The following is a 21,370-nucleotide window of genomic DNA, read 5'->3' on the forward strand; positions in this document are numbered from 1 at the left end:
CAATTCGCGCGCAGCCAGCGCAACGCGTGCGGCGCTCAGCGCACGATGTATTCGATCGCGACGGGGCGGCGCCCCTCGCCCGCCTTCTCGCAGCAGCCTATGGCGACGAGTTTATGGCCAGACACGCCTTCCAGGCGCAAATAATGCGCCGCGGCCAGCGCCCGGCGGCGCGACAAGAGATCATCCTCGGCGGCGCCGTCGCCGTGGCCGCGCACTTCGATCGTCACATCGGGGCACTGGCGAATGACTTCGGCGGCCTTGTCGAGCGCGAGCGCGGTGCGTCGGTTGACGGTGGCGCGCGCTTCGTGGAAAGCGACCGGGTCGGAGACTTGGACAGCGTCCAGCGCGCGCTGGCAGGCGGCGTGGTCTAATTCGGCCAGCGGCTGAGACGCAGGAGCAGGGGCGTTCGCAAGCGTCGGCGACGCTTCCGGCACGGGGGCCGCCACATTCAGTTCCTTGTTCGCGGCGACTGCCGGGGGCGCCGTCACCTCGCGCGGCGCCACGCCCGAGGGATCGACGCCTGCCGTCTGGGCCAGCGCTGCGACGCGTTTTTGCAGCTCCGCTTCATAGGCGGGCTCCGTGAACTCTGATGCGCCCCACCACAGGAGCGCGGCGGGAATGAGCCCGAGCGCCCAGGCTTCATGGCCGGCGAGCGTGCGCTGGAAGATGAGGGCGGCGGCGCCGGCCCCGATCAGGAAGGCGGCAAAGCAAGCGAGCGCGGCTTGCATATGGAGGGAGACGGTCTCTTCAACGGCCCCAAGCGCGATTGCGGCGGCGCCGGCGATCGCCGCGAGGCCGAACCATATCAGCCAGCGGGCAGGCCTCTTGCCCCGCGTCTTCCCCGGGGCGAGCGCGCCCATCGCCGCCCCCACGCCAAAGCAGGCGGCGAGCCAGGGCCAGAGAGGGACATAGAAATCCAGCATGGAAGCCTTTGTTCTGTAGGAACGTGGCTTTTTGACAATGACGCGCCGCCTCGCCGCTCGCAAGCGCTCAGAAGCGCTACACGCCGTCGCGCCCGCTCCGCATGCCGTGCGCTTCGTGGGCGCCGAACGCCGTTAGACGCGCATCGGCATCAGCACGTAAAGCGCGCTCGCCCCGTCGCGGTCCTGGATCAGCGTCGGCGAGCCCGGATCGGCGAGCTTGAAGAGCGCCGTGTCGCTGTCGAGCTGCTGGGTGATGTCGAGGAGATATCTGGCGTTGAAGCCGACGTCGAGCGGCGCCCCGTCGTAATCGGCTTCGATCTCTTCGACCGCCGAGCCCTGATCGGGGTTGGTGACCGAGAGCACGAGCTTGCCTTCCGTCAGAGCGAGCTTAACCGCCCGGCCGCGCTCCGACGAAATGGTGGAGACGCGGTCGACGGCCTTGGCGAAGACGTCGCGCTCCACGGTCAGGCGCTTGTCGTTGCCCGCCGGTATGACGCGGCCGTAGTCGGGGAAAGTGCCGTCGATGAGCTTCGTCGTCAGCAGCGCGTCGCCAAAAGAGAAGCGCATCTTATTGGTCGAGAGCTCGACGAGCACCTCGCCCTGGGCGTCTTCGATGAGGCGCTGCACCTCCTGCACCGCCTTGCGGGGGAGAATGACGCCCGGCATGCCCGCGCAGCCGTCCGGCGCCGGCAGCTCAAGACGGGCGAGGCGGTGGCCGTCGGTCGCCACTGCGCGCAGCATCAACTGGCCCTCGACCTCCATCGCATGGATGTAGATGCCATTGAGATAATAGCGGGTCTCTTCGTTGGAGATGGCGAATTGCGTCTTCTCGATGAGCCGCTTGAGATCGGCGGGCGCCAGCGAGAAACTATGGCTGAACTCGCCCGAGGTCACATCGGGGAAGTCGCTTTCCGGCAGCGTCGACAGGTTGAAGCGCGAACGCCCCGAGCGCAGCGTGAGCTGGCCGGCTTCTCCCGAGCCGTCGAGCGACACCTGCGCGCCTTCGGGCAGCTTGCGGACGATGTCGTAGAGCGTATGGGCGGGAAGGGTGGCGCCGCCGGCCTGCCCGACCTCGGCCGGCGCCTTTTCGGTGATCTCGAGATCGAGGTCGGTCGCCTTCAGCGTCAGCGTTCCGTCCCTGGCGTCGATCAGCACGTTGGCGAGAATGGGGATCGTGGTGCGCCGTTCAACCACCCGATGCACATGGCCGAGCGCCCGCAACAGCGCCGCTCTCTCGATCGTAACCTTCATCGCCTTGGAAACCGTCTCGTTTATTGACGCGGCGCGCCGGGGGCGGTGACTTTGGCAAGCCCGAGAAGGAAGCGCAAGGGGCGGCGCGTCGGGAGTGGTGGAGAAATTCAGCCTGCGCACTAATGGCGCGTGAGAAGTCCCGGCTATCCCAGCGTTGGGTTTGGATAGACGATTGAAATCATCCATAAACAAAGAGCCCCGCATTGGCGGGGCTTTGTCATCCCACGGTGGAGATTTTACAACGTGGGCCTAGCGTTTCAGGAGGAAGGCTGGATCGCCATGATTTTCCGGACCACGGTAATTCAACGCCTTAGCCTTTTGCTCCGGCGTAAGGTGGGCAAAAAAGCCACTGATTTTCCGTGGCTTCCCGTTGACAGGCTCAGGCTCAGGCAAGCGTCTTTCGAGTGACGCTCGCCCAGCGAAGAAGCCAGGCAGTTTGGCTAACGGTGGCATCACGGCACTTTCTTAAACAGGAACGGTTCGGCTTTTTTCGGCCTGCTAACCGAGAAGCCATACCTATCAATATAGAGGCGTTCCAAGCTCTCGTTAAGAGGCGAGACTCTTAGTTCCGTCTTACCTCTTGCCTGAGCATATCCGGAGCAGGTTTCAAGTGCAATCAGCGCCCGCCTCCCTATCAAAGGGCAATCCTTTCTGGGGTCCCCCTCGAGGTATCTGAAGTTGACGCATTCTGAAGACGTTGTCGCCAATCCTAACGCGGCAAGCCTATCTCCACTCCACACGGCCATGGTGAGTAGATCAGGGTCCTTGCGATAGTGCCTGACCAATTCATGCCAGTCCCAAGCTGTCTCTGGGCTCCTCCCGTTAGGTTCCCATTGGTCCTTTATCGCCTCCAAAGCGCGTCTGCTGTACTCGTGGATTGTAAAGCTAACGCCCAGGATGGGGATAAGCTCAGATTCGCTGGCTCGGTAGGCATCGTGTGCGCTTTGAAGATACCGCTCGCGATTTTGTGCGACCAAAGACAAAACGTAAGCCTGCTGAAATGAACTCTGAAGCGAGGCGCTTCATAGAAGCGGGGCGTCCCCACGGCAAGCCCTTACCCTCAAGGGAAAAGTAGACATTTTCGAGCGCCGCTGTGCCCATATATCGAAAAACGCCGCTTCCGCAGCGGGCGTGGGACGAAGATTGTCAGCGTGGGCATGCGGCATGCTCACGAAAGATCACAAGCACTATAGCCCGGACCCGCGCGATTTCTTAACTAGCCCTTAAAGCGCCTTCCTTAAGTTGAATTCAGGGGCGGGCGGAGAGCCTCTGGACAAAGAAGATGGCGCGCGGCGGCAAACGTCAGGAACCGAGGTTCGACGACGGCGAGGACGACGACTGGGACTTGCGGGCCGAAAGACGGCCCTCGCCCCGGTCTCGTCAGGCGCGTGAGGCGGAGGAGCCGGACGATTTCGACGCTGAAGCAACTGCCAAACCGAAGCCACGGCGGCCCGGATCGATGATCGGCGCCCTCTTTTATTGGGGCTTCACCCTTTCCATTTGGGGCGTGGTCGGCGCCGGCGCGCTCGCGGTCTATTACGGCTCGCAATTGCCGCCGATCGACCAGCTCGCGGTGCCCAAGCGCCCGCCCAATATCGCGATCATGGGCTCGGACGGCGAGCTTCTCGCCAATCGCGGCGATACGGGCGGCGCGGCGATCCGCATTTCGGAGCTGCCGCCCTATCTGCCCAAGGCCTTCATCGCCATCGAGGACCGGCGTTTCTATTCGCATTGGGGCGTCGATCCGCAGGGCATCGGCCGCGCGTTGCTGCGCAATGTCGCCGGCCGCGGCGGCATGCAGGGCGGCTCGACGCTGACCCAGCAGCTCGCCAAAAACCTGTTCCTGACGCAGGAGCGGACGATTTCACGCAAGATCCAGGAGGCGATCCTGGCGCTTTGGCTCGAGCACAAATATTCGAAGGACCAGATTCTCGAGCTTTACCTCAATCGCGTCTATTTCGGGTCCGGCGCCTATGGCGTCGAGGCGGCGACGCAGCGTTATTTCGGCCATAGCGCCAGGACCGCGACGCTCTCCGAATCCGCCGTGCTCGCGGGGTTAATGAAGGCCCCGAGCAAGCTCGCGCCCGACCGCAATCCGGAAGGCGCGACCGAGCGCGCCGCGCAGGTTATCACGGCTATGGCGCAGGAAGGCCATATCAGCGAGACGATGGCCAAGGCCGCGCTCGCCCATCCGGCGCAGGCGGCCAAAGGCTTGGGCGCGGGCTCGGCCAATTATGCGGCCGATTACGTCATGGACATGCTCGACGACACGATCGGCGCCATCGACCAGGACATTGTCGTCACGACAACCATCGACCCGCGCCTGCAGGCCGTGGCGGAAGGCGCGCTGAAGGAGGAGCTCGACAACAAGGGCGCAAAATACGGCGTGTCGCAAGGCGCCATCGTCTCGATCGACCCCAATGGCGCGATCCGCGCGCTGGTCGGCGGTCGCGACTATTCGGAGAGCCAGTTCAATCGCGCCGTCTCCGCCAAGCGCCAGCCGGGCTCGGCCTTCAAACCCTTCGTCTATCTTGCCGGTCTCGAACATGGCATGACGCCGGAGTCCGTGCGCGAGGACGGTCCGCTCAACATCAAGGGCTGGACGCCGGAGAACTACAGCCACGAATATTTCGGCCCCGTCACGCTCACCAAGGCGCTGGCGCTCTCGCTCAATACGGTCGCGGTGCGCGTCGGTCTGGAAGTTGGGCCGAAGGCCGTGGTGAAGACGGCGCACCGGCTCGGCGTCCAATCCGACCTTCAGCCCAACGCCTCCATCGCGCTCGGCACGTCGGAAGTGACGCCGCTGGAGCTTGTCGCCGCTTATGCGCCCTTCGCGAATGGCGGGGTCGGCGTGCAGCCGCACATCATCACACGGGTGAAGACGGCGAGCGGCAAGACGCTCTACCAGCGCAAAGGCTCCGTCTTCGGCCGCGTGATCGAGCCGCAATATGTGGCGATGATGAACACGATGATGCAGGAGACGCTGCTGACCGGCACGGCGCGCAAGGCTGCGCTGCCCGGCTGGCAGGCGGCCGGCAAGACAGGGACCAGCCAGGATTTCCGCGACGCCTGGTTTGTCGGCTATACGAGCCGGCTCGTCACCGGCGTGTGGCTCGGCAATGATGACAGCTCGCCGACGAAGAAGGCCTCGGGCGGCAATCTGCCGGTGGAAATCTGGAGCCGCTATATGGGGATCGCCCTGCGTGGCGCGCCGGTCGCGGGCCTGCCGACCGGCTCCTGGCGCTCGGATGCGGAAGAGGTCATCGCCAAGCCGCTCGACGAGCTGATCGGCATCTTCACAGGGGCCGACCACCACGCTGCGCCAGCGCCGCCGCCAAGGCCACAAAGACAAGCGTCGCCGCCTCCGCCGGAAAATCGGGCCGACGAGGAGGCGCCCTTGACCCCGGACGAAACGGCGACGGTACCGCCGCCCCCACGCGGTCGTGCGGCGCGTCCGCGGGAGATCGAAGACCTGCTGCCGCCCGCCGACGTCCCCAACGCCGGCGCTGTCCCGCCCCAAACCCGAGGCGCGGGCGCAGCCCGGCGCCGCAGGAGAAGAACTTCTTCGAGCAGCTCTTCGGGGGCAATTGAACGCGCGAGCCTCGCCCGCTCAGTCCGACGTCACCATGACCGGCGGCATCTCGTCGTTTTCCGGACGATCGAGTCCATCTTCCTCGGCAAGCTCCACCCCGGTGATGCAGACGTCCTCGCCGTCGACGACGACCTCGATCTTTTCCAGCGCGGCGCCGGCGCAAGGGCCGTCGTAACAATTGCCCGTCACCGGATCAAAGAGCGCGCCGTGCTTGCCGCAGACGATGGCGCGGTGGCCCTGGTCGAGGAAGTGGCCGGGCTGGAAGTCGATCCGCGCGCCCTGATGCGGGCAGCGGTTGGCGTAAGCGTGGTAGACCCTGCCCTGGCGGACGACGAAGATCGGGAAGGGCACGGTCTTGTCGCCCTCCCTGCGCGCCAGCACGAAGCCGACCGCGCCGCGCTTGGCGACGTCGTTAACGTGACAGACAGCAAATAACTCGGTTGCCGGCATGAACGCCTCCATGGCGGGGCAGGCGGCCCCTTTCCGATATGGAAGCAAAAACCCTGCCTTCGTCCCGCCGGTAGGGCGAATGGCGATTATCTAAAAGCGAAAAAGCAAAGGCGGCCCCGGCCCCGCGGCGGGCCGGGTCTGTTGCGCAACATCAGTGCAGGCTGACCATGGTAAGGTCGTTTTCCCGGGCGTTGCCAATGGCGCCCTCTTCCGAGTCGGCGAGAACGATCGGGGCGCCGTCGGCGCCGATCAGCGCGAAAATGGTGAGACCGGGTTGGATCTGCGGCGCTTGCGGATAGAGGCGGTTGACGTCTTCGGACCGCATGGCGCGCACATAAGCGATCATGCCGTCGCCCAGATTGGCGAATTGTTCCGGCGTCAGGAGCGGCTCCCTTCGCTCGATCGTAATTTTTTCTTGCATGTTGCTCCTCCTCGGCGTCCGTGACGACCCGCCCGTCGACGCCTGCCGCGCAGCGCGTCTTGCACCTAGATGTGTGGCGCTTTGGAGCAGTTTTAAAGAGGGCGCCACGGCCGATTCTGCGGCCAAGGTTACCCCTTTATGCGGGAGCGAAGCGGCTGTTTCTGGCTCAGCGCCTCACCCTCTCTAGCAGGAACCGTGCGAGTTTGGGGGGAGGAGCGTTCCCCTCCCCATCACAGCGCCAGCGCCAGACGGCCTGGATCCTCCAGCGTCTCCTTGACGCGCACGAGGAAGGTCACCGCCTCCTTCCCGTCGACGAGGCGATGGTCGTAGGAGAGCGCCAGATACATCATCGGGCGGATCTCGATCTTGCCGTCGACCGCAATCGGGCGCTCCTGAATCTTGTGCATGCCCAGAATGCCGGATTGCGGCGCGTTCAATATGGGCGTCGACATCAGCGAGCCATAGACTCCGCCGTTCGAAATGGTGAAAGTGCCGCCCTGCAGATCGGCGATGTCGAGCGCGCCGTCGCGCGCCTTCTTGCCCAGCGCGGCGATGCTTTTCTCGATCTCGGCCAGAGACATGCGATCGGCGTCGCGCACCACGGGCACGACGAGGCCCTTATCCGTGCCCACCGCCACGCCGATGTGGCAGAAGCGCTTGTAGATGATGTCCGTCCCGTCGATCTCGGCGTTGACCGCCGGGATTTCCTCCAGCGCCTGACAGCAGGCTTTCACGAAATAGGACATGAAGCCGAGCTTCACGCCGTGCTTCTTCTCGAAGAGGTCCTTGTATTTGTTGCGCTGGGCGATGAGCGCCGACATGTCGACCTCGTTGAAGGTCGTCAGCATCGCCGCGACGCTCTGCGCTTCTTTCAGGCGCCGGGCGATGGTCTGGCGCAGGCGCGACATCTTCACGCGCTCCTCGCGCGCGGCGTCCTCCTGCGGCGCAGGGGCACGCGGGGCGGGCGGCGGCGCTTCGACCGAGGGCGCCGGAGCCGCTGGAGCCCGGGCGGCAAAATCGATCACGTCGGATTTCAGTGCCTGGCCGCGCTTGCCGGAACCCGCGACCTGCGAGACGTCGATGCCCTTCTCGGCGGCGATCTTGGCCGCGGCGGGCGAGGGCGGCATGGTCGTGGCCGGCTGGCTCGGCGGCGCGGCGGGAGCGGCCGGAGCGGGCGCGGCGGCAGGCGCCGGAGCGGGTTTTGCGGCCGGCGCCGGCGCCGCAGCGGCGCCCCCGGCGACGATCTGGCCGAGCAGCGCGCCCGGCTGCACCGTTTCGCCTTCCTTGACCAAAATTTCGGCGAGGACGCCCGCCGCAGGGGCGTTGACCTCTAACGTCACCTTGTCGGTCTCGAGCTCGGCGAGCGTTTCGTCGGCGCGCACCGTGTCGCCCGCCTTCTTGAACCAGCGGCCGATCGTCGCCTCCGTGACGGATTCGCCGAGGGTCGGGACACGAATTTCAGTCATCGATCATTCCTCATATGGCTCAGCGGAGTTGGTAATTTCTGTGCATGTCCCCAAGACCCCCTCCCGGTCCCTCCCCCGCCATAGGGCGTCTGAAGGACGCCCGTCTTTCGACGGGCTATGGCGGGAGAGGGGACGCTCGCGATCAGCATTCTGGATGAAGGCGCCAACCTGCTCCCTCTCCCGCGGAGCGGGGGAGCGCTGGGGAGGGGGCGCTAGGCCGCAAAAGCGTCATCCAGGAAAGCCCTGAGCTGCGCCAGATGTTTCGACATGGCGCCGGCGGCGGTCGAGGCCGAGGCGGCGCGTCCGATATAACGCGCGCGCTTCGCCGTCGCGCCCACCTGGGCCAGCACCCATTCCAGATAAGGCTCCACGAAGAACCAGGCGCCCATGTTCTTGGGCTCCTCCTGGCACCAGGCGATGTCGGCGTTCTTGAACCGCGACAAAGCGGTGACGAGGCTCTTCAGCGGGAAGGGATAAAGCTGCTCGACGCGCAGCAGATAGACGTCGTCGATCCCGCGCTTCTCACGGTCTTCCAGCAAATCGTAATAGACCTTGCCGCTGCACAGCACGACGCGGCGGATCTGCTCGTCGGGTTTCAGCAGCGCGGTCTCGTGCGTCTCGCCGTCGTCGAGCAAGATGCGCTGGAAGCTCGACGCCATGCCCATCTCGCCGAGGCGCGAGACGCAGCGCTTGTGACGCAGCAACGACTTCGGCGCCATGAGAATGAGCGGCTTGCGCAAGTTGCGATGGAGCTGGCGGCGCAGGATGTGGAAGTAGTTCGCCGGCGTCGAGCAGTTCGCCACCTGCATATTGTCTTCGGCGCAAAGCTGCAGATAGCGTTCGAGGCGCGCCGAGGAATGTTCCGGCCCCTGTCCCTCATAGCCATGCGGCAGCAGGCAGACGAGGCCGGACATGCGCAGCCATTTGCGCTCGCCCGCCGATAGGAACTGGTCGAAGATCACCTGCGCGCCATTGGCGAAGTCGCCGAACTGCGCCTCCCACAGCACGAGCGCATTGGGCTCGGCGAGGGAATAGCCATATTCGAAGCCGAGCACGGCTTCTTCAGAGAGCATCGAATTGATGACCTCGAACCGGCCCTGCTCTGGCGAGATGTGATCGAGCGGAATGTAGCGCGCTTCCGTTTCCTGATCGATCAGCACGCTATGGCGCTGCGAGAAGGTGCCGCGCTCGCTGTCCTGGCCGGAGAGGCGCACGTCCCAGCCCTCGATCAGCAGCGCGCCGAAGGCCAGCGCCTCCGCCGTCGCCCAGTCGATCGACGTCCCTTCCTCGATCGCATTGCGGCGATTGTCGAGGAAGCGCTGGATGGTGCGATGCGCCTTGAAGTCAGCCGGGACTGTCGTCAGTTTCGCGCCGATGTCGCGCAAGGTTTCGAGCGGCGCGCCGGTTTTGCCCCTTCGCTCGTCCTCGGACGCCTGATAGCCGGGCTTCAAGCCCGCCCAGCGCCCGTCGAGCCAATCCGCCTTGTTGGGCTTATAGGTCCCGCTCGCTTCGAACTCGACCTCGAGCCGCGCGCGCCACTCCTCCTTCATCCGGTCTGCGTCGGCCTTGGCGAGCTGGCCTTCGTTGGCGAGCTTCTCGCCATAGAGGTCGAGCGTCGTGCGATGCGCGCGGATCTTTTTGTACATCAGCGGCTGGGTGAAGCCGGGCTCGTCGCCTTCATTGTGGCCGAAGCGGCGGTAGCACCACATGTCGATGACGACGGGTTTCTGGAATTGCTGGCGGAACTCGGTCGCGACGCGCGCAGCGAAGACGACCGCCTCCGGATCGTCGCCATTGACGTGGAAGATCGGCGCTTCGACCATTTTCGCGACATCCGACGGATAGGGCGAAGAGCGCGAGAAGCGCGGATAGGTGGTGAAGCCGATCTGGTTGTTGATGATGAAATGCACCGAGCCGCCGGTACGATGGCCCTTGAGCCCAGAGAGGCCGAAACATTCCGCCACCACGCCCTGGCCCGCGAAGGCCGCGTCGCCATGGATGAGCAGCGGCAGCACCGTGCGGCGGTCGCCATCATGCTGATCCTGCTTGGCGCGGACTTTCCCGAGCACGACCGGATCGACGATTTCGAGATGCGAGGGGTTCGCCGTGAGCGAGAGATGGACCTTGTTGTTATCGAACTCGCGATCGGACGAGGCGCCCAAGTGATATTTCACGTCGCCGGAGCCTTCCACCTCGTCGGGCAGGAAAGAGCCGCCCTTGAATTCATGGAAGAGCGCGCGATGCGGCTTGCCCATCACCTGGCAGAGAACGTTCAGGCGGCCGCGATGCGCCATGCCCAGGACGATCTCCTGCACGCCGAGCGCGCCGCCGCGCTTGATGATCTGCTCCAGCGCCGGGACCATCGCCTCCGCGCCGTCGAGGCCGAAGCGCTTGGTGCCCGTATATTTCACGTCGAGGAATTTCTCGAAGCCCTCGGCCTCGACAAGCTTCTTGTAAATCGCGCGCTTGCCCTCGTCGGTGAAGACGATTTCCTTCTTGGGGCCTTCAATGCGCGCCTGCAGCCAGGCCTTCTCCTCCGGATTGGAGATATGCATGAATTCGAAGCCGATCGAGCCGCAATAGGTGCGGCGCAGGATCGTCACCATCTCGAAGACGCTGGCGTATTGCATGCCCAAGACGCCGTCGATGAAGATCTTGCGGTCGTAGTCCTCGTCCTTGAAGCCGTAGGTTTCGGGATGCAGCTCGCCATGGTCGGGACGCTGCTCGAGGCCCAAAGGATCGAGATTGGCGTGGAGATGGCCGCGCATGCGATAGGCGCGGATCATCATCAAAGCGCGCACGGAGTCGCGCGTGGCGCGCTGAATATCTTCGGCCGTGGCGGCGGCGGGGGCCGGCGCCGGCGCGCCTTTGGCGGCGGGCTTTTGGGCCGGGGCGGGGTATTCGCCGGTGAGCGCGCTGACCCATTCGCCATTGGCCGTCGGCGGCCAATCGCGGCGCGCCCAGGAGGGGCCGGAAGCGGGGGGCTGGGCGGCGTTCGGCGCTATGCCCATTTCTACGAAGAATTTCGCCCATTCGGGACTGACCGAGGAAGGGTCGGCCTCATAGGCGTCGAGCAGGCCCTCGATATAGGCTGCATTGGCGCCCTGTAAAAATGAAGTGGCTGCAAAATTATTGTTTTGCGTAGAACGCGGGCCGCCGGGAGCCGCCGGTCCGGCCACGCCATCAGTTTCAAGACGCGCCATTGTCTCGCTTCTCTTGGAGCCGACGATGGCGCGTCTGCGAGCATGCAACCCGCCGCCGAAGGCTGATTTCGAGGCGCCGCCGACTTGCGGCGTCGCCTCTAATTTAAGTTCCTCGAGGCGGTATAGAAGAGGCGCGGCTGCGCCTAACCTTTGAGCACCTCGACCAAAGTCTTGCCCAGACGGGCCGGAGACGGCGACACGCGAATGCCGGCCGATTCCATCGCCGCGATCTTGCTCTCGGCGTCGCCCTTGCCGCCCGAAATAATCGCGCCGGCATGGCCCATACGACGGCCGGGAGGCGCCGTGCGGCCGGCAATGAAGCCCACCATGGGCTTCTTGCGACCGCGCTTGGCTTCGTCCTTCAAGAATTGGGCCGCTTCCTCCTCGGCCGAGCCGCCGATCTCGCCGATCATGATGATCGACTTCGTCGCCTCGTCGGCGAGGAACAGCTCCAGGATCTCGATGAAGTCGGAGCCCTTGACGGGGTCGCCGCCGATGCCGACCGCGCTCGTCTGGCCAAGGCCCTCGCGGCTGGTCTGGAAGACGGCTTCATAAGTCAGCGTGCCGGAGCGCGACACGACGCCGACCGAGCCCTTAGAGAAGATATTGCCGGGCATGATGCCGATCTTGCTCTCGCCCGCGGTGACGACGCCCGGGCAGTTCGGCCCGATGAGGCGGGACTTGGAGCCCGACAGCGAGCGCTTGACGCGGATCATGTCCTGCACCGGCACGCCCTCGGTGATGCAGACGATCAGCGGGATTTCGGCGTCGATCGCCTCGCAGATGGCGTCGGCCGCGCCCGGCGGCGGGACATAGATGACCGAGGCTTCGGCGCCGGTCTTCTCGCGCGCTTCCACGACCGTGTCGAAGACGGGCAGCCCCAGATGGGTGGAGCCGCCTTTGCCCGGAGACACGCCGCCGACCATCTTGGTTCCATAGGCGATCGCCTGTTCCGAATGGAAAGTGGCGGTCTTCCCGGTGAAGCCTTGAGTGATGACTTTGGTGTTCTTGTCGATCAGCACGGACATGCAGCGATTCCTAAAGAGAACGGGCGGCGCGGAAAGCGCGAGCCGCCGCCTCCCCAAGGGGAGCCGGGCTCTCGCGCCGCGATTTTTCGCGGTCGCCAAACTATTGGGAAGATCGCCCGCATACAAGGCGGAAAGCGCCCACTTGGCGGGCTGTCGGGATTAATTTTGGCGCAGGGACAGGCCGAGCGCATGCCGCAAGCGCTCTCGCCCCGGCTCGGCTTCCATTAGAAGAGGATAATCCGACGGAGTTCGTCGCTCCCCTTTCACAAACGCGTCCAAACCCCTATATTCGTTCTGCCGGTTCGCGCCGGCTATGGCGATAAACGAACATCGAAATAAACCATCCGGACCCGGGGGCGGTACCCGGCGCCTCCACCACAGCGCGTCACGGCGGGCTGCGGCGGGGGCGAAATAGGATCGACGGGGGCGTAAAGGGTGCTTTTTCGCTCGGCATGATACCGCCGTTATCGGGTCAAACCTTATAGTTGCCAACGACAACTATGCTCCGGTGGCCGTCGCCGCGTAATGCGGCGCCCAAACTGGGATCAAAGCCCTAGGGGTTAGCACTTCTAGGCGGGGCTCGGAGGCGCCTGGCAACAGAAGCCTCCACTTCATTTTTCGCGCTGGCCGGGAGGCTAGGCGCAGGCGCGTGATCGTGGCGCCCCTTTTGGGACGGGACCATGCGCCGGGGAAGAGCGCATGGCCACTGATCTTATTCGTTACGATCTACTCGTTCAGGATGCGATGCGCAGCGTGGTGCGCAAGGTTTTGGGAGATGTGGCGGCGAGCGGCTATCTACCCGGCGATCATCACTTCACCATAAGCTTCAAGACAGACGCGCCCGGCGTGAAAATCTCCCGCCGTCTGGCCGAGCAATGGCCGCAGGAGCTGACGATCATCCTGCAGCATCAATATACGAATCTCGAGGTCGACGACGAGGGCTTCGGCGTCACCCTGTCCTTCCGCTCGATCCCCGAGCGTCTCTACGTCCCCTACGCCTCGATCACCGGCTTCTATGATCCGTCGGTGGAGTTCGGCCTGCGCTTCGAGGCCGCCGATCTGGAGGAGGAGGAAGAAGAGGAAGAGGTTCCGCCCGCGCGCCCGAGTCTCGTCGCCGCGCGCCCGGCCGAGGAGAAGGCCGAGGCAAAGCCAGAGCCCCAAAAGCTGGAGAAGGCGGATAGTCCCAAGCCTGCGGCCGCCGAAGCCGCGGAAGGCGAAGGCGACGCCAAGGTCGTCTCCATCGACGCATTCCGCAAAAAGACCTGATGGCCGAGGTCGTCAATCTCCGCCGCGCCCGCAAGGACCGCGCGAAGCGTGAGAAAGAGGCGCAGGCCCAGGAGAATCGCATTTCTTTCGGCCGCACGAAAACAGAGCGTGATCTGACCGACGCGCAAAAGCGGCTGGAGGCCGCAAAGCTCGACGCGCATAAGCGCGAAGAAATCCCATGAGCACGCGCAGCGCGCCTTCAGGCGCGCAAGCGGATGGCTTCGGTGAAGATCCGCAGCCTGAAGGCCGCAAGTCGGGCGTCCGGGTAGTCAAACATTCCATCGTCATCGCCGGCCACCGCACCAGCGTGTCGCTGGAAGACGCCTTCTGGCGCGCGTTGAAAGGCATCGCGGCAAAGGACGGCGTCTCGCTTGCCGGGCTGGTTGCCCGCGTGGACGCCGAGCGCGGCGAGGCGAATCTGTCGTCCGCGCTGCGTGTGTTCGTGCTGGAGCGGGCGATGGAGAGCCGGTCGTCCGGCGATTGAGATGCGCTCTGGCGGGTACTATTCCAAAATGGCGGCGAGCCTGGCGAGCGCTTCGTCGACGATCTCCGGCGGCGCGCTTTCGAGCTTGCGGCCGCGGCGTGCGCCGAGGTCGAGGGCGCGCGGCTGGTCGCAACGGATGACGCCGGTCGTTTCCGTGCCCGCGCCCGAGAGAGACACCGCAAAGCCGGCCGTGCGCGCGAAAGCGCCGCCGCTCGTGATCGGCAGGACGATGGGCGTTTTCGTTAGTTTGTTGAAGGCCGTCGCCGAGACGATGAGCACTGGCCGCGCGCCCCGCTGCTCGTGCCCTGAGGTCGGATCGAGCGAGACGAGGTAGATGTCGCCGCGCTCCATGTCAGAGCAGCTCCGAGCCTTGTGGCTCGTCGCCGAGCCAGGCGCGATCTTCCTCGGAAGATTCGCCCCGGGCGTCGCATTGGGCGAGAAGGTCGCCGAGCGTGTAGCGCGGCTTTGACGCTGGCGCGATAACGAGCTTGCCGTCTTCAACGGAGACGCCAACCGTCGCCCCGGCCTTCAGGTTAAGGAGGTCGAGAATGGCAGGCGGCAGAGCCAACATGACTGACCCGCCGACTTTCCGAAGAGTGGTTGTGGGCATGGGATAGCCTCAAGTTATATGTCAGTATAACTTATGAAGCTTGGAGTTCGCAAATCCAGTTCCGTCATGCCCGGCCTTGTGCCGGGCATCCACGCGGCGCCGCGATGACCACGTTGATCGAAAGCCGCTGGGTCTTGGCGTGGATGGGCCAGGACAAGCCCGGCCATGACGAAGGAAACGCTGGGAGGCTCGTTGGGGAGCCAGCTATCCTCGGAATCACACCAACCGGCTCTGCGCCTTCGCCGCCGCAATAAAGCTCGCGAACAGCGGATGCGGCTCGAAGGGCCGCGACTTCAGCTCGGGGTGGTATTGCACGCCGATGAACCAGGGATGGTCGGGGATTTCGACCGTCTCGGGCAGAAGCCCGTCGGGCGAAGAGCCCGCGAACAGGAGCCCGCAGGACTCCAGCCGCTCGCGATATCCGAAGTTCACCTCATAGCGGTGGCGATGGCGCTCGGAGATTTGGGTCTTGCCGTAGATCTCCGCGATGCGCGAGCCGGGCTTGAGCAGCGCCGGAAAAGCGCCGAGCCGCATGGTGCCGCCAAGATCGCCGCCCGCCGCGCGTTTTTCCAGCTCATTGCCCTTGAGCCATTCGGTCATCAGGCCGACGACCGGCTCCTCGCAGGGGCCGAATTCGGTGGAGTTGGCCTTCTCTATGCCGGCAAGCGCCCGCGCCGCCTCGATCACCGCCATCTGCATGCCGAAGCAGATGCCGAAATAGGGCACCTTGCGCTCGCGGGCGAAGCGCGCCGCGAGAATCTTGCCCTCGGCGCCGCGCTGGCCGAAGCCGCCCGGCACGAGAATGCCGTGCACATGTTCGAGATAGGCGGCCGGATCGCCTTCCTCGAAGACTTCCGATTCGATCCAGTCGAGATTGACCTTCACGCGATTTGCCAGGCCGCCATGAGCAAGGGCCTCGATGAGGCTCTTATAAGCGTCCTTCATCTCGGTATATTTGCCGACGACGGCGATGGTGACCTCGCCCTCGGGATTCATGATCCGCTGCGTCACTGCGCTCCAGCGGCTCATGTCGGGCTTGGGCGCCGGCTCGATGCCGAAGGCCGCCAGCACCTGCGCGTCGAGGCCCGCGGCATGATAGGCGCGCGGCACGTCGTAGATATTGGCCGCGTCGCGCGCCTCGATCACCGCCTGCTCGCGCACATTGCAGAACAGGCCGAGCTTGCGGCGCTCCTCACGCGGAATCTCGCGGTCGGTGCGGCAGAGCAGAATGTCCGGCTGAATGCCGATCGAGCGCAGTTCCTTCACCGAATGCTGCGTCGGCTTGGTCTTCAGCTCCCCGGCGCTCGGGATGAAGGGCAGCAGCGTCAGATGCACATAGATGCAGTGATGCGGCGGCAGGTCGTTCTTGAGCTGACGGATCGCTTCGAAGAAGGGCAGTCCCTCGATGTCGCCCACCGTGCCGCCGATCTCGATCAGCGCGAAATCGACATTGTCATTGCCGTCGAGGACGAACTCCTTGATGGCGTTGGTGACATGCGGAATGACCTGGATCGTCGCGCCGAGATAATCGCCGCGCCGCTCCTTGTTGATGATGTCCTGATAGATGCGGCCAGTCGTGACATTATCCTGCTTCGTGGCCGGACGGCCGGTGAAGCGTTCATAATGCCCAAGGTCGAGATCCGTCTCGGCGCCGTCGTCGGTGACGAAGACCTCGCCGTGCTGATAGGGGGACATCGTCCCCGGATCAATGTTGAGATAGGGGTCGAGCTTGCGGAGCCGGACGGTGTAGCCGCGCGCCTGCAGGAGCGCGCCGAGAACCGCCGACGCGAGACCCTTGCCGAGGGAGGAAACCACGCCGCCGGTGATGAAGATGTAGCGCGCCATGGGGCCTAACGCCTAACGCCTTTCGCTGGATTTTGATAGCGCTGATTGCGCCGGGGAAGCAGTCTTCCCCAGCGGAGTTGCGTGTCGTCTGTGTGAAGGAGCCGCGCGCTTATTGGGTGGGCGACTTCCACTGCGTCGGAGCCGCCGGCTTGTCGGCGGGCGTCTCGGCCTTCGGCGCTTCCGGCGCGGCGGTCTCGGGCTTGGGAGCCTCAGCTTTCGGGGCTTCGGCGGGGGCCGCCGGCGCTTCCGACTTGGTCGCCTCAGGGGCCTTGGGCGCTTCCGCGGCCGGCGCTTCGCTCTTCGGAGCCTCAGCCTTCGGAGCCTCAGTCTTGGGGGCTTCCGTCACCGGCTCGGCCTTCGGCGGCTCCTGCGACGGGCGGAGGGCCGGCTTTTCCTCGGCCGGAGCGACCGGCGTGCTCTGCTGGCGCTTCTGCTGGGCGCGCTGGAGCTGCTCGAAGACCGAGTCTTTCCCGGCCTCCGGCGCCTTCTCGCCGGGCTTCACTTCCTTGAGCTTGATGTCGCCCTGGTCGATCGCCTTGGTCCAGTCATCGCCGCCCGCGGCGCGGCGTTCCCAGGCCGGCAGCACGGTCAGCGCAATGCTGGTGAGGAAGAAGATCGTCGCGAGAATGCCGGTCGCGCGGGTGAGCGCATTGGCCTGGCCGCGTCCGGTGAAGACGCCGCTGCCGCCCATGCCGAGCGCGCCGCCCTCGGACTTTTGATAAAGAACGAGGATAACGAGCGCCGTCACCACCATCAGGTGGATCGCGATAATGACCTGCTGCATTTTCGACCTTCTTCCCGAGCGGAGCCGCGGCTTGGCCGGGCTCGACGCCTAATCCCTAGGCGGCTTCTACACTATGCGGAAGGCGCAAGGAAGGGGCCTGTTTCGCCGGCTTTTTTACCAGAGGCGCGGTAAGACGCCGTCGAACGCCGGATCGGCGGAAACGAGCGTCAGCCTGTCCAGGATTGCTGTCGCCGCGATCAACCGGTCGAAGGGATCGCGATGCGCCCAGTCCATCGTGCCCGCTAAAGTGCAGACAACGGGGTCAAACCGGGCCGCGCGACCGCCCTGTTCGAGGAGCAGATCAGGCAGGGACTCGATATGTGGCTCCATTTGGGGCCATTTGCCGAGCCGCACCTTTTGGGCGATTTCATAGAAAGTGATCGGGCTCACATAGACCACGCCCGCCGATCCGATCGCCCGACGCGCCGCTTCGGAGAGTCGCGGATCGTCCGTCAGGCTCCATGCCCACGCATGCGTGTCGAGCAGGAGAGCGCTCAGAACGCTTGCGACGGCCCGCCGCCCTCCCAAAGACCGAGCTCTTCCTCATCGAGCGGCTCGAGAAAATCCGGCCCGGGCCCGAGCTTTTTGTCCCTCAGCACGCCGATCTTGAATGCGCCTTGCTCCATCGCGACGAGCCGAACGACCGGCTTGTCGCCCCTGGCGATGATCACGTCCTCGCCAGCGAGCGCGGCTTCGATCAACTTCGAAAGCTGCGTTTTCGCCTTATGGATATTGACCAGCAAGGAACCTCTCCTTAGCTAACTTAGCTAAAGTTAGCCGAGGGCCGCCGGTTCTGCAATCGCATCGCCCAACAAAAAAAGCGGGCCGCCCGGGCCCGCTTCTCGATTTCTCCGAGGCTTCGGCTCAATAGAGATTGCCGTCCTGGCCTTTCCACTTGCCGCCGCTCTGGTCGAAGCGCGTCTCGTCCTTGAACTCGACGACCTTGCCGGGGTCGATATACTGTTTCTCCTTGATCATCTGGTTCTGGACGGTGGTCGAATAATAGGTGCTCGCCGAGCAGCCTTCCTTCACCTGGCCAGCGCTGTCGGGCTTGCATTCCAGATTGGCGCCCTTGGGGAAGCGCACACTCGCGGTGAAGTAGAATTCATAGCCCTTGTGACCCGCGCCCTCGACGTCGAGCGGCCAATAACGGGTGACGTCGAACTTCTCGATGGTCGCGTCCGGGTCGAACCTCTTCTTGATCAGATTTTCGAAAACCTTGCGCGCGTCCTCGGGCTTGGGCTCGCAGTTGAACAGGCAGAAAGCCTTGGCGGGCAGCGCCCCGGCAAAGGCGGCGAACGCCGCCAGCGCGACAATCTTCATAAGCTTCATGAGTAGCGTCTCCCTCGTTCCGCCCTCGGCGTTGCGAACGATCGACGCTCGTTTAGCGCGCTTTCGGCTCGGGCGGAATCGCCCAGCAAAAATCGCGCATTGGAAATGGCGTCGACTTCGAACCGCAACGCTTTTGACATTTTTCAAGCTGCACGGCTTCGCCCTTTCCGGCAAGAGCGGCGCGGCCGCGCGAATTGTCGCACGGAAGGCCCCGCGCGTCGCCATGTTGCGCCGCTCGCCCCGCCGCTCTATTGAGCGGCGCAGGCTTCTCGAACGCAAAGAAGAGGGTTTCATGTCCGCCTATAAGCTCCTGCTCCTGCCCGGCGACGGGATCGGCCCCGAAATCTCCGCCGAGGCCGAGAAGGTGATCGACTTCCTGGGGCAGGCGGGCGTGGCGAAATTCGAGGTAGAGCGCGGCCTCGTGGGCGGCTCCGCCTATGACGCTCATGGCGTCGCGATCAGCGAAGGCGACATGGCCCTGGCCCAGGCCGCCGACGCCGTGCTGCTGGCCGCCGTCGGCGGGCCGAAATGGGACGGCGTGCCTTATGACGTGCGCCCCGAGGCGGGCCTCTTGCGCCTGCGCAAGGACCTCGCCCTCTTCGCCAATCTGCGCCCGGCGATCTGCTATCCGGCGCTGGCCGACGCCTCGTCGCTCAAACGCGAGCTGGTCGACGGCCTCGACATCATGATCGTGCGCGAGCTCACCGGCGGCGTCTATTTCGGCGAGCCGAAGGAGGTCGTCACCCTCGAGAACGGCGAGAAGCGCGCCGTCGACACGCAGGTCTACACGACCCACGAGATCGAGCGCATCGGCCGCGTCGCCTTCGAGCTCGCGCGCAAGCGCAACAACAAGGTCACCTCGTCCGAAAAGGCGAATGTGATGAAGTCGGGCCATTTGTGGCGCGAGGTCATCACCGCGCTGCACAAGCGCGAATATCCGGATGTGAAGCTCGAGCACATGCTCGCCGACGCGCTCGGCATGCAGCTCGTGCGCTGGCCCAAGCAGTTCGACGTGATCTGCACCGACAACCTCTTCGGCGACATGCTGTCGGACGTCGCCTCCATGCTCACCGGCTCGCTCGGCATGCTGCCCTCGGCTTCGCTCGGCGCCGCCGACGCCAGCGGCAAGCGTCACGCCATGTATGAGCCCTGCCACGGCTCGGCGCCGGACATCGCCGGCAAGGGCATCGCCAATCCGATCGCGATGATCGGCTCGCTCGGCATGGCGCTGCGCTATTCCTTCGACAACGCCAAGGCGGCGGACGCGATCGACAACGCCATCGCCGGCGTGCTGGCCAAGGGCCTGCGCACCATCGACATCAAGGGCGACGCGCCGACCTCCATCTCGACCGCCCAGATGGGCGACGCCATCGTGGCCGAGCTGAAGACGATCCTGGCGTAAGAGCCTCGCGTGATAATCAGGCGCTCGCCGCGATATCGGCGAGCGCTTGTTCTATTTGGGGGCCGAGGGTTTTCTCGCGACTGGCCAATAGGTTTCGAATTTTATCGGCGAATGTGTTCCGGCCGGCGATCATGCAATCGACAAAGGTTTGCCCGCCCTCTGGATGCAGTCCTACCGTCGCGACGCTTTCCGTCCTCCCTAAGTCGAGCCGCAGGACAACAAGCGCGTCGGGGCGGCTTTCGATCACCGCGGCCGCGCCGAGCGCAGACCAGCGCGCGGGATCGCTCACAAGGTTGAACAGCTTATGCGTCCCCGCGTCGATCGCGATCGAGCGCCGCACCATATAGCGGTCGGATTGCAGGATGATCGCGGCGGCCAGCAGGGCCAGCGCGAAATAAAGCAGAACGAGCCCGACGCCCAGCATGATCGCCTCCCTGGCGCGCGCATGGAGGTCAAACTAGCGCTCCTCGGCGCAGCGGCGACTCCATCATGCGCGGCGCTGTCCTGTTGCGGGCCGGCGCGCTAAGATCGTCGCGATGCCGACGATGCCCCAGCAAATCGATCTCAACGCCGATCTCGGCGAAGGTTTCGGCCCTTGGCGCATGGGCGACGACGCCGCCATGCTCGATATTGTGACCAGCGCCAATGTCGCTTGCGGCTTTCACGCGGGCGACCCCGACATCATGGCCAGAACCTTTGCGCTCGCCCGGGAGAAGGGCGTCGCGATCGGCGCCCATGTGGGCTTTCCCGATCTCGCAGGCTTCGGCCGACGGCCAATGGCGATGACGCCGGAGGAGATCGAACATGCGGTCGCCTATCAGATTGGCGCCGCGCAGGCGCTCGCGACTTATGCGGGCCATCGCATCGCTTATGTGAAGGCGCATGGCGCGCTGGCGAATATTGCGGAGAAGGATGCCGGCGTCGCCGACGCTCTGGCGCGGGCGACGCGCGCGGTCGATCCTTCGCTGACTCTTCTGGCCATTGCGCTTTCCGAACAGACGCGGGCGGGCGAGCGGGCGGGCTTGCAGATCGCCCATGAGATATTCGCCGACCGCGCCTATTTGGACGACGCGAGGCTGCAACCGCGCGCCGAGCCCGGCGCCGTGATCTCAGATTGCGACGCGGCGATTGCGCGCCTGCGTGAGATGCTGAGCGCGGGCGCTCTCGTGACGATCACTGGAAAGCGCCTGCCGACGAAGATCGACTCGGTCTGCGTGCATGGCGATACGCCCCATGCGGTGGAGATGGCGCGACGCCTGCGCGGGGCGCTGACGCAAGAGGGGTTCCGGCTGCGGTCCTTCGTCGAGGGCTGA

Annotated in this window: 20 protein-coding genes, 1 other RNA gene and 1 pseudogene; 7 read left to right on the forward strand and 15 right to left on the reverse strand. The window is 64.8% G+C overall.

The features are described 5' to 3' along the window. Positions 1–35: 35 nt before the first annotated feature. The gene (locus QNA11_RS16520; RefSeq protein WP_283483846.1) at positions 36–923 is read right to left on the reverse strand and encodes an OmpA family protein; all 888 of its coding nucleotides are present in this window, start codon (positions 921–923) and stop codon (positions 36–38) included. A 132-nt stretch (positions 924–1,055) separates the two neighbouring features. Beyond that, positions 1,056–2,174: a DNA polymerase III subunit beta gene (dnaN, locus tag QNA11_RS16525; protein WP_283483847.1), complete on the reverse strand. Its 1,119-nt coding sequence runs from the start codon at positions 2,172–2,174 to the stop codon at positions 1,056–1,058. Between the two features lie 1,282 nt (positions 2,175–3,456). Between dnaN and QNA11_RS16530 the strand changes: the two are divergent. Continuing rightward, positions 3,457–5,568: pseudogene (locus tag QNA11_RS16530) on the forward strand (transglycosylase domain-containing protein); the annotation flags it as partial. Positions 5,569–5,784: 216 nt separating this feature from the next. Here the strand turns inward: QNA11_RS16530 and QNA11_RS16535 are convergent. The 5 genes from QNA11_RS16535 to sucD all read right to left on the reverse strand — a co-directional run bounded on the left by QNA11_RS16535 (position 5,785) and on the right by sucD (position 12,334). Further along, positions 5,785–6,228 (reverse strand): Rieske (2Fe-2S) protein, encoded by a 444-nt coding sequence (locus QNA11_RS16535; RefSeq protein ID WP_349362225.1) that lies wholly within the window; start codon positions 6,226–6,228, stop codon positions 5,785–5,787. 139 nt (positions 6,229–6,367) lie between these two features. Continuing rightward, on the reverse strand, positions 6,368–6,637 hold the full coding sequence (locus tag QNA11_RS16540; protein ID WP_202071354.1) for a BQ00720 family protein: 270 nt from the start codon (positions 6,635–6,637) through the stop codon (positions 6,368–6,370). Between the two features lie 230 nt (positions 6,638–6,867). Then, the gene (odhB, locus tag QNA11_RS16545) at positions 6,868–8,103 is read right to left on the reverse strand and encodes a 2-oxoglutarate dehydrogenase complex dihydrolipoyllysine-residue succinyltransferase (RefSeq protein ID WP_283483848.1); all 1,236 of its coding nucleotides are present in this window, start codon (positions 8,101–8,103) and stop codon (positions 6,868–6,870) included. Between the two features lie 212 nt (positions 8,104–8,315). Then, a complete protein-coding gene (locus tag QNA11_RS16550) occupies positions 8,316–11,306 on the reverse strand; it encodes a 2-oxoglutarate dehydrogenase E1 component (RefSeq protein ID WP_283483849.1) in 2,991 nt (996 codons plus the stop codon). Between the two features lie 143 nt (positions 11,307–11,449). Continuing rightward, positions 11,450–12,334, reverse strand: coding sequence for a succinate--CoA ligase subunit alpha (gene sucD / locus QNA11_RS16555; RefSeq protein ID WP_165055096.1), 885 nt, complete (start codon positions 12,332–12,334; stop codon positions 11,450–11,452). A 257-nt stretch (positions 12,335–12,591) separates the two neighbouring features. Here sucD and ssrA point away from each other — a divergent pair. The 4 genes from ssrA (at position 12,592) to QNA11_RS16575 (ending at position 14,084) form a co-directional block, all read left to right on the forward strand. Further along, positions 12,592–12,945, forward strand: a transfer-messenger RNA (tmRNA) gene (gene ssrA / locus QNA11_RS16560). Positions 12,946–13,033: 88 nt separating this feature from the next. Further along, positions 13,034–13,600, forward strand: a complete 567-nt coding sequence (locus QNA11_RS16565; RefSeq protein WP_283483850.1) for an SspB family protein — start codon at positions 13,034–13,036, stop codon at positions 13,598–13,600. Beyond that, complete coding sequence (locus QNA11_RS16570) at positions 13,600–13,782, forward strand: DUF4169 family protein (RefSeq protein WP_283483851.1); 183 nt, start codon at positions 13,600–13,602, stop codon at positions 13,780–13,782. The genes QNA11_RS16565 and QNA11_RS16570 overlap by 1 nt, the downstream gene beginning before the upstream one ends. Further along, positions 13,779–14,084, forward strand: coding sequence for a ribbon-helix-helix domain-containing protein (locus tag QNA11_RS16575; protein WP_502867540.1), 306 nt, complete (start codon positions 13,779–13,781; stop codon positions 14,082–14,084). The genes QNA11_RS16570 and QNA11_RS16575 overlap by 4 nt, the downstream gene beginning before the upstream one ends. Before the next feature lie 18 nt (positions 14,085–14,102). On the opposite strand, the gene QNA11_RS16580 is transcribed toward QNA11_RS16575, so the two are convergent. The 7 genes from QNA11_RS16580 to QNA11_RS16610 form a co-directional block, all read right to left on the reverse strand. Continuing rightward, a complete protein-coding gene (locus QNA11_RS16580; protein WP_283483853.1) occupies positions 14,103–14,435 on the reverse strand; it encodes a type II toxin-antitoxin system PemK/MazF family toxin in 333 nt (110 codons plus the stop codon). Between the two features lies 1 nt (position 14,436). Further along, a complete protein-coding gene (locus QNA11_RS16585) occupies positions 14,437–14,694 on the reverse strand; it encodes an AbrB/MazE/SpoVT family DNA-binding domain-containing protein (protein WP_349362205.1) in 258 nt (85 codons plus the stop codon). A gap of 216 nt (positions 14,695–14,910) precedes the next feature. Then, positions 14,911–16,539, reverse strand: coding sequence for a CTP synthase (pyrG, locus tag QNA11_RS16590; protein WP_202071361.1), 1,629 nt, complete (start codon positions 16,537–16,539; stop codon positions 14,911–14,913). A gap of 109 nt (positions 16,540–16,648) precedes the next feature. After that, on the reverse strand, positions 16,649–17,323 hold the full coding sequence (secG, locus tag QNA11_RS16595; protein ID WP_283483855.1) for a preprotein translocase subunit SecG: 675 nt from the start codon (positions 17,321–17,323) through the stop codon (positions 16,649–16,651). Between the two features lie 114 nt (positions 17,324–17,437). Then, on the reverse strand, positions 17,438–17,851 hold the full coding sequence (locus QNA11_RS16600) for a PIN domain-containing protein (RefSeq protein WP_283483856.1): 414 nt from the start codon (positions 17,849–17,851) through the stop codon (positions 17,438–17,440). Then, complete coding sequence (locus tag QNA11_RS16605) at positions 17,818–18,066, reverse strand: type II toxin-antitoxin system Phd/YefM family antitoxin (protein WP_283483857.1); 249 nt, start codon at positions 18,064–18,066, stop codon at positions 17,818–17,820. Before QNA11_RS16605 ends, QNA11_RS16600 begins: the two co-directional genes overlap by 34 nt. A 121-nt stretch (positions 18,067–18,187) precedes the next feature. Continuing rightward, positions 18,188–18,655 (reverse strand): hypothetical protein, encoded by a 468-nt coding sequence (locus QNA11_RS16610; RefSeq protein WP_283483858.1) that lies wholly within the window; start codon positions 18,653–18,655, stop codon positions 18,188–18,190. Positions 18,656–18,947: 292 nt separating this feature from the next. Here QNA11_RS16610 and leuB point away from each other — a divergent pair, with 292 nt between their 5' ends. After that, the gene (gene leuB / locus QNA11_RS16615) at positions 18,948–20,057 is read left to right on the forward strand and encodes a 3-isopropylmalate dehydrogenase (protein ID WP_281929206.1); all 1,110 of its coding nucleotides are present in this window, start codon (positions 18,948–18,950) and stop codon (positions 20,055–20,057) included. 16 nt (positions 20,058–20,073) lie between these two features. On the opposite strand, the gene QNA11_RS16620 is transcribed toward leuB, so the two are convergent. Next, positions 20,074–20,481 carry an SRPBCC family protein gene (locus QNA11_RS16620; protein WP_283483859.1) on the reverse strand — a complete coding sequence of 136 codons (408 nt, stop codon included), beginning with the start codon at positions 20,479–20,481 and terminating at the stop codon, positions 20,074–20,076. A gap of 112 nt (positions 20,482–20,593) precedes the next feature. Here QNA11_RS16620 and QNA11_RS16625 point away from each other — a divergent pair, with 112 nt between their 5' ends. Next, entirely contained in the window at positions 20,594–21,370 is a 777-nt protein-coding gene (locus QNA11_RS16625; RefSeq protein ID WP_283483860.1) for a LamB/YcsF family protein, read from the forward strand.

This window comes from Methylocystis sp. JR02 (assembly GCF_030063565.1).
Classification (GTDB): Bacteria; Pseudomonadota; Alphaproteobacteria; order Rhizobiales; family Beijerinckiaceae; genus Methylocystis; species Methylocystis iwaonis.

Excerpts from the sequence above, each read along its gene's own strand:
- secG (WP_283483855.1), bottom strand. The coding sequence starts at position 17,323 with ATGCAGCAGGTCATTATCGCGATCCACCTGATGGTGGTGACGGCGCTC.
- QNA11_RS16535 (WP_349362225.1), bottom strand. The coding sequence starts at position 6,228 with ATGGAGGCGTTCATGCCGGCAACCGAGTTATTTGCTGTCTGTCACGTT.
- QNA11_RS16540 (WP_202071354.1), bottom strand. The coding sequence starts at position 6,637 with ATGCAAGAAAAAATTACGATCGAGCGAAGGGAGCCGCTCCTGACGCCG.
- QNA11_RS16570 (WP_283483851.1), top strand. The coding sequence starts at position 13,600 with ATGGCCGAGGTCGTCAATCTCCGCCGCGCCCGCAAGGACCGCGCGAAG.
- QNA11_RS16580 (WP_283483853.1), bottom strand. The coding sequence starts at position 14,435 with ATGGAGCGCGGCGACATCTACCTCGTCTCGCTCGATCCGACCTCAGGG.
- sucD (WP_165055096.1), bottom strand. The coding sequence starts at position 12,334 with ATGTCCGTGCTGATCGACAAGAACACCAAAGTCATCACTCAAGGCTTC.
- leuB (WP_281929206.1), top strand. The coding sequence starts at position 18,948 with ATGTCCGCCTATAAGCTCCTGCTCCTGCCCGGCGACGGGATCGGCCCC.
- pyrG (WP_202071361.1), bottom strand. The coding sequence starts at position 16,539 with ATGGCGCGCTACATCTTCATCACCGGCGGCGTGGTTTCCTCCCTCGGC.
- QNA11_RS16585 (WP_349362205.1), bottom strand. The coding sequence starts at position 14,694 with ATGCCCACAACCACTCTTCGGAAAGTCGGCGGGTCAGTCATGTTGGCT.
- QNA11_RS16565 (WP_283483850.1), top strand. The coding sequence starts at position 13,034 with ATGGCCACTGATCTTATTCGTTACGATCTACTCGTTCAGGATGCGATG.
- QNA11_RS16575 (WP_502867540.1), top strand. The coding sequence starts at position 13,779 with ATGAGCACGCGCAGCGCGCCTTCAGGCGCGCAAGCGGATGGCTTCGGT.
- odhB (WP_283483848.1), bottom strand. The coding sequence starts at position 8,103 with ATGACTGAAATTCGTGTCCCGACCCTCGGCGAATCCGTCACGGAGGCG.
- QNA11_RS16610 (WP_283483858.1), bottom strand. The coding sequence starts at position 18,655 with ATGAAGCTTATGAAGATTGTCGCGCTGGCGGCGTTCGCCGCCTTTGCC.
- QNA11_RS16550 (WP_283483849.1), bottom strand. The coding sequence starts at position 11,306 with ATGGCGCGTCTTGAAACTGATGGCGTGGCCGGACCGGCGGCTCCCGGC.
- dnaN (WP_283483847.1), bottom strand. The coding sequence starts at position 2,174 with ATGAAGGTTACGATCGAGAGAGCGGCGCTGTTGCGGGCGCTCGGCCAT.
- QNA11_RS16520 (WP_283483846.1), bottom strand. The coding sequence starts at position 923 with ATGCTGGATTTCTATGTCCCTCTCTGGCCCTGGCTCGCCGCCTGCTTT.
- QNA11_RS16625 (WP_283483860.1), top strand. The coding sequence starts at position 20,594 with ATGCCGACGATGCCCCAGCAAATCGATCTCAACGCCGATCTCGGCGAA.
- QNA11_RS16620 (WP_283483859.1), bottom strand. The coding sequence starts at position 20,481 with ATGCTGGGCGTCGGGCTCGTTCTGCTTTATTTCGCGCTGGCCCTGCTG.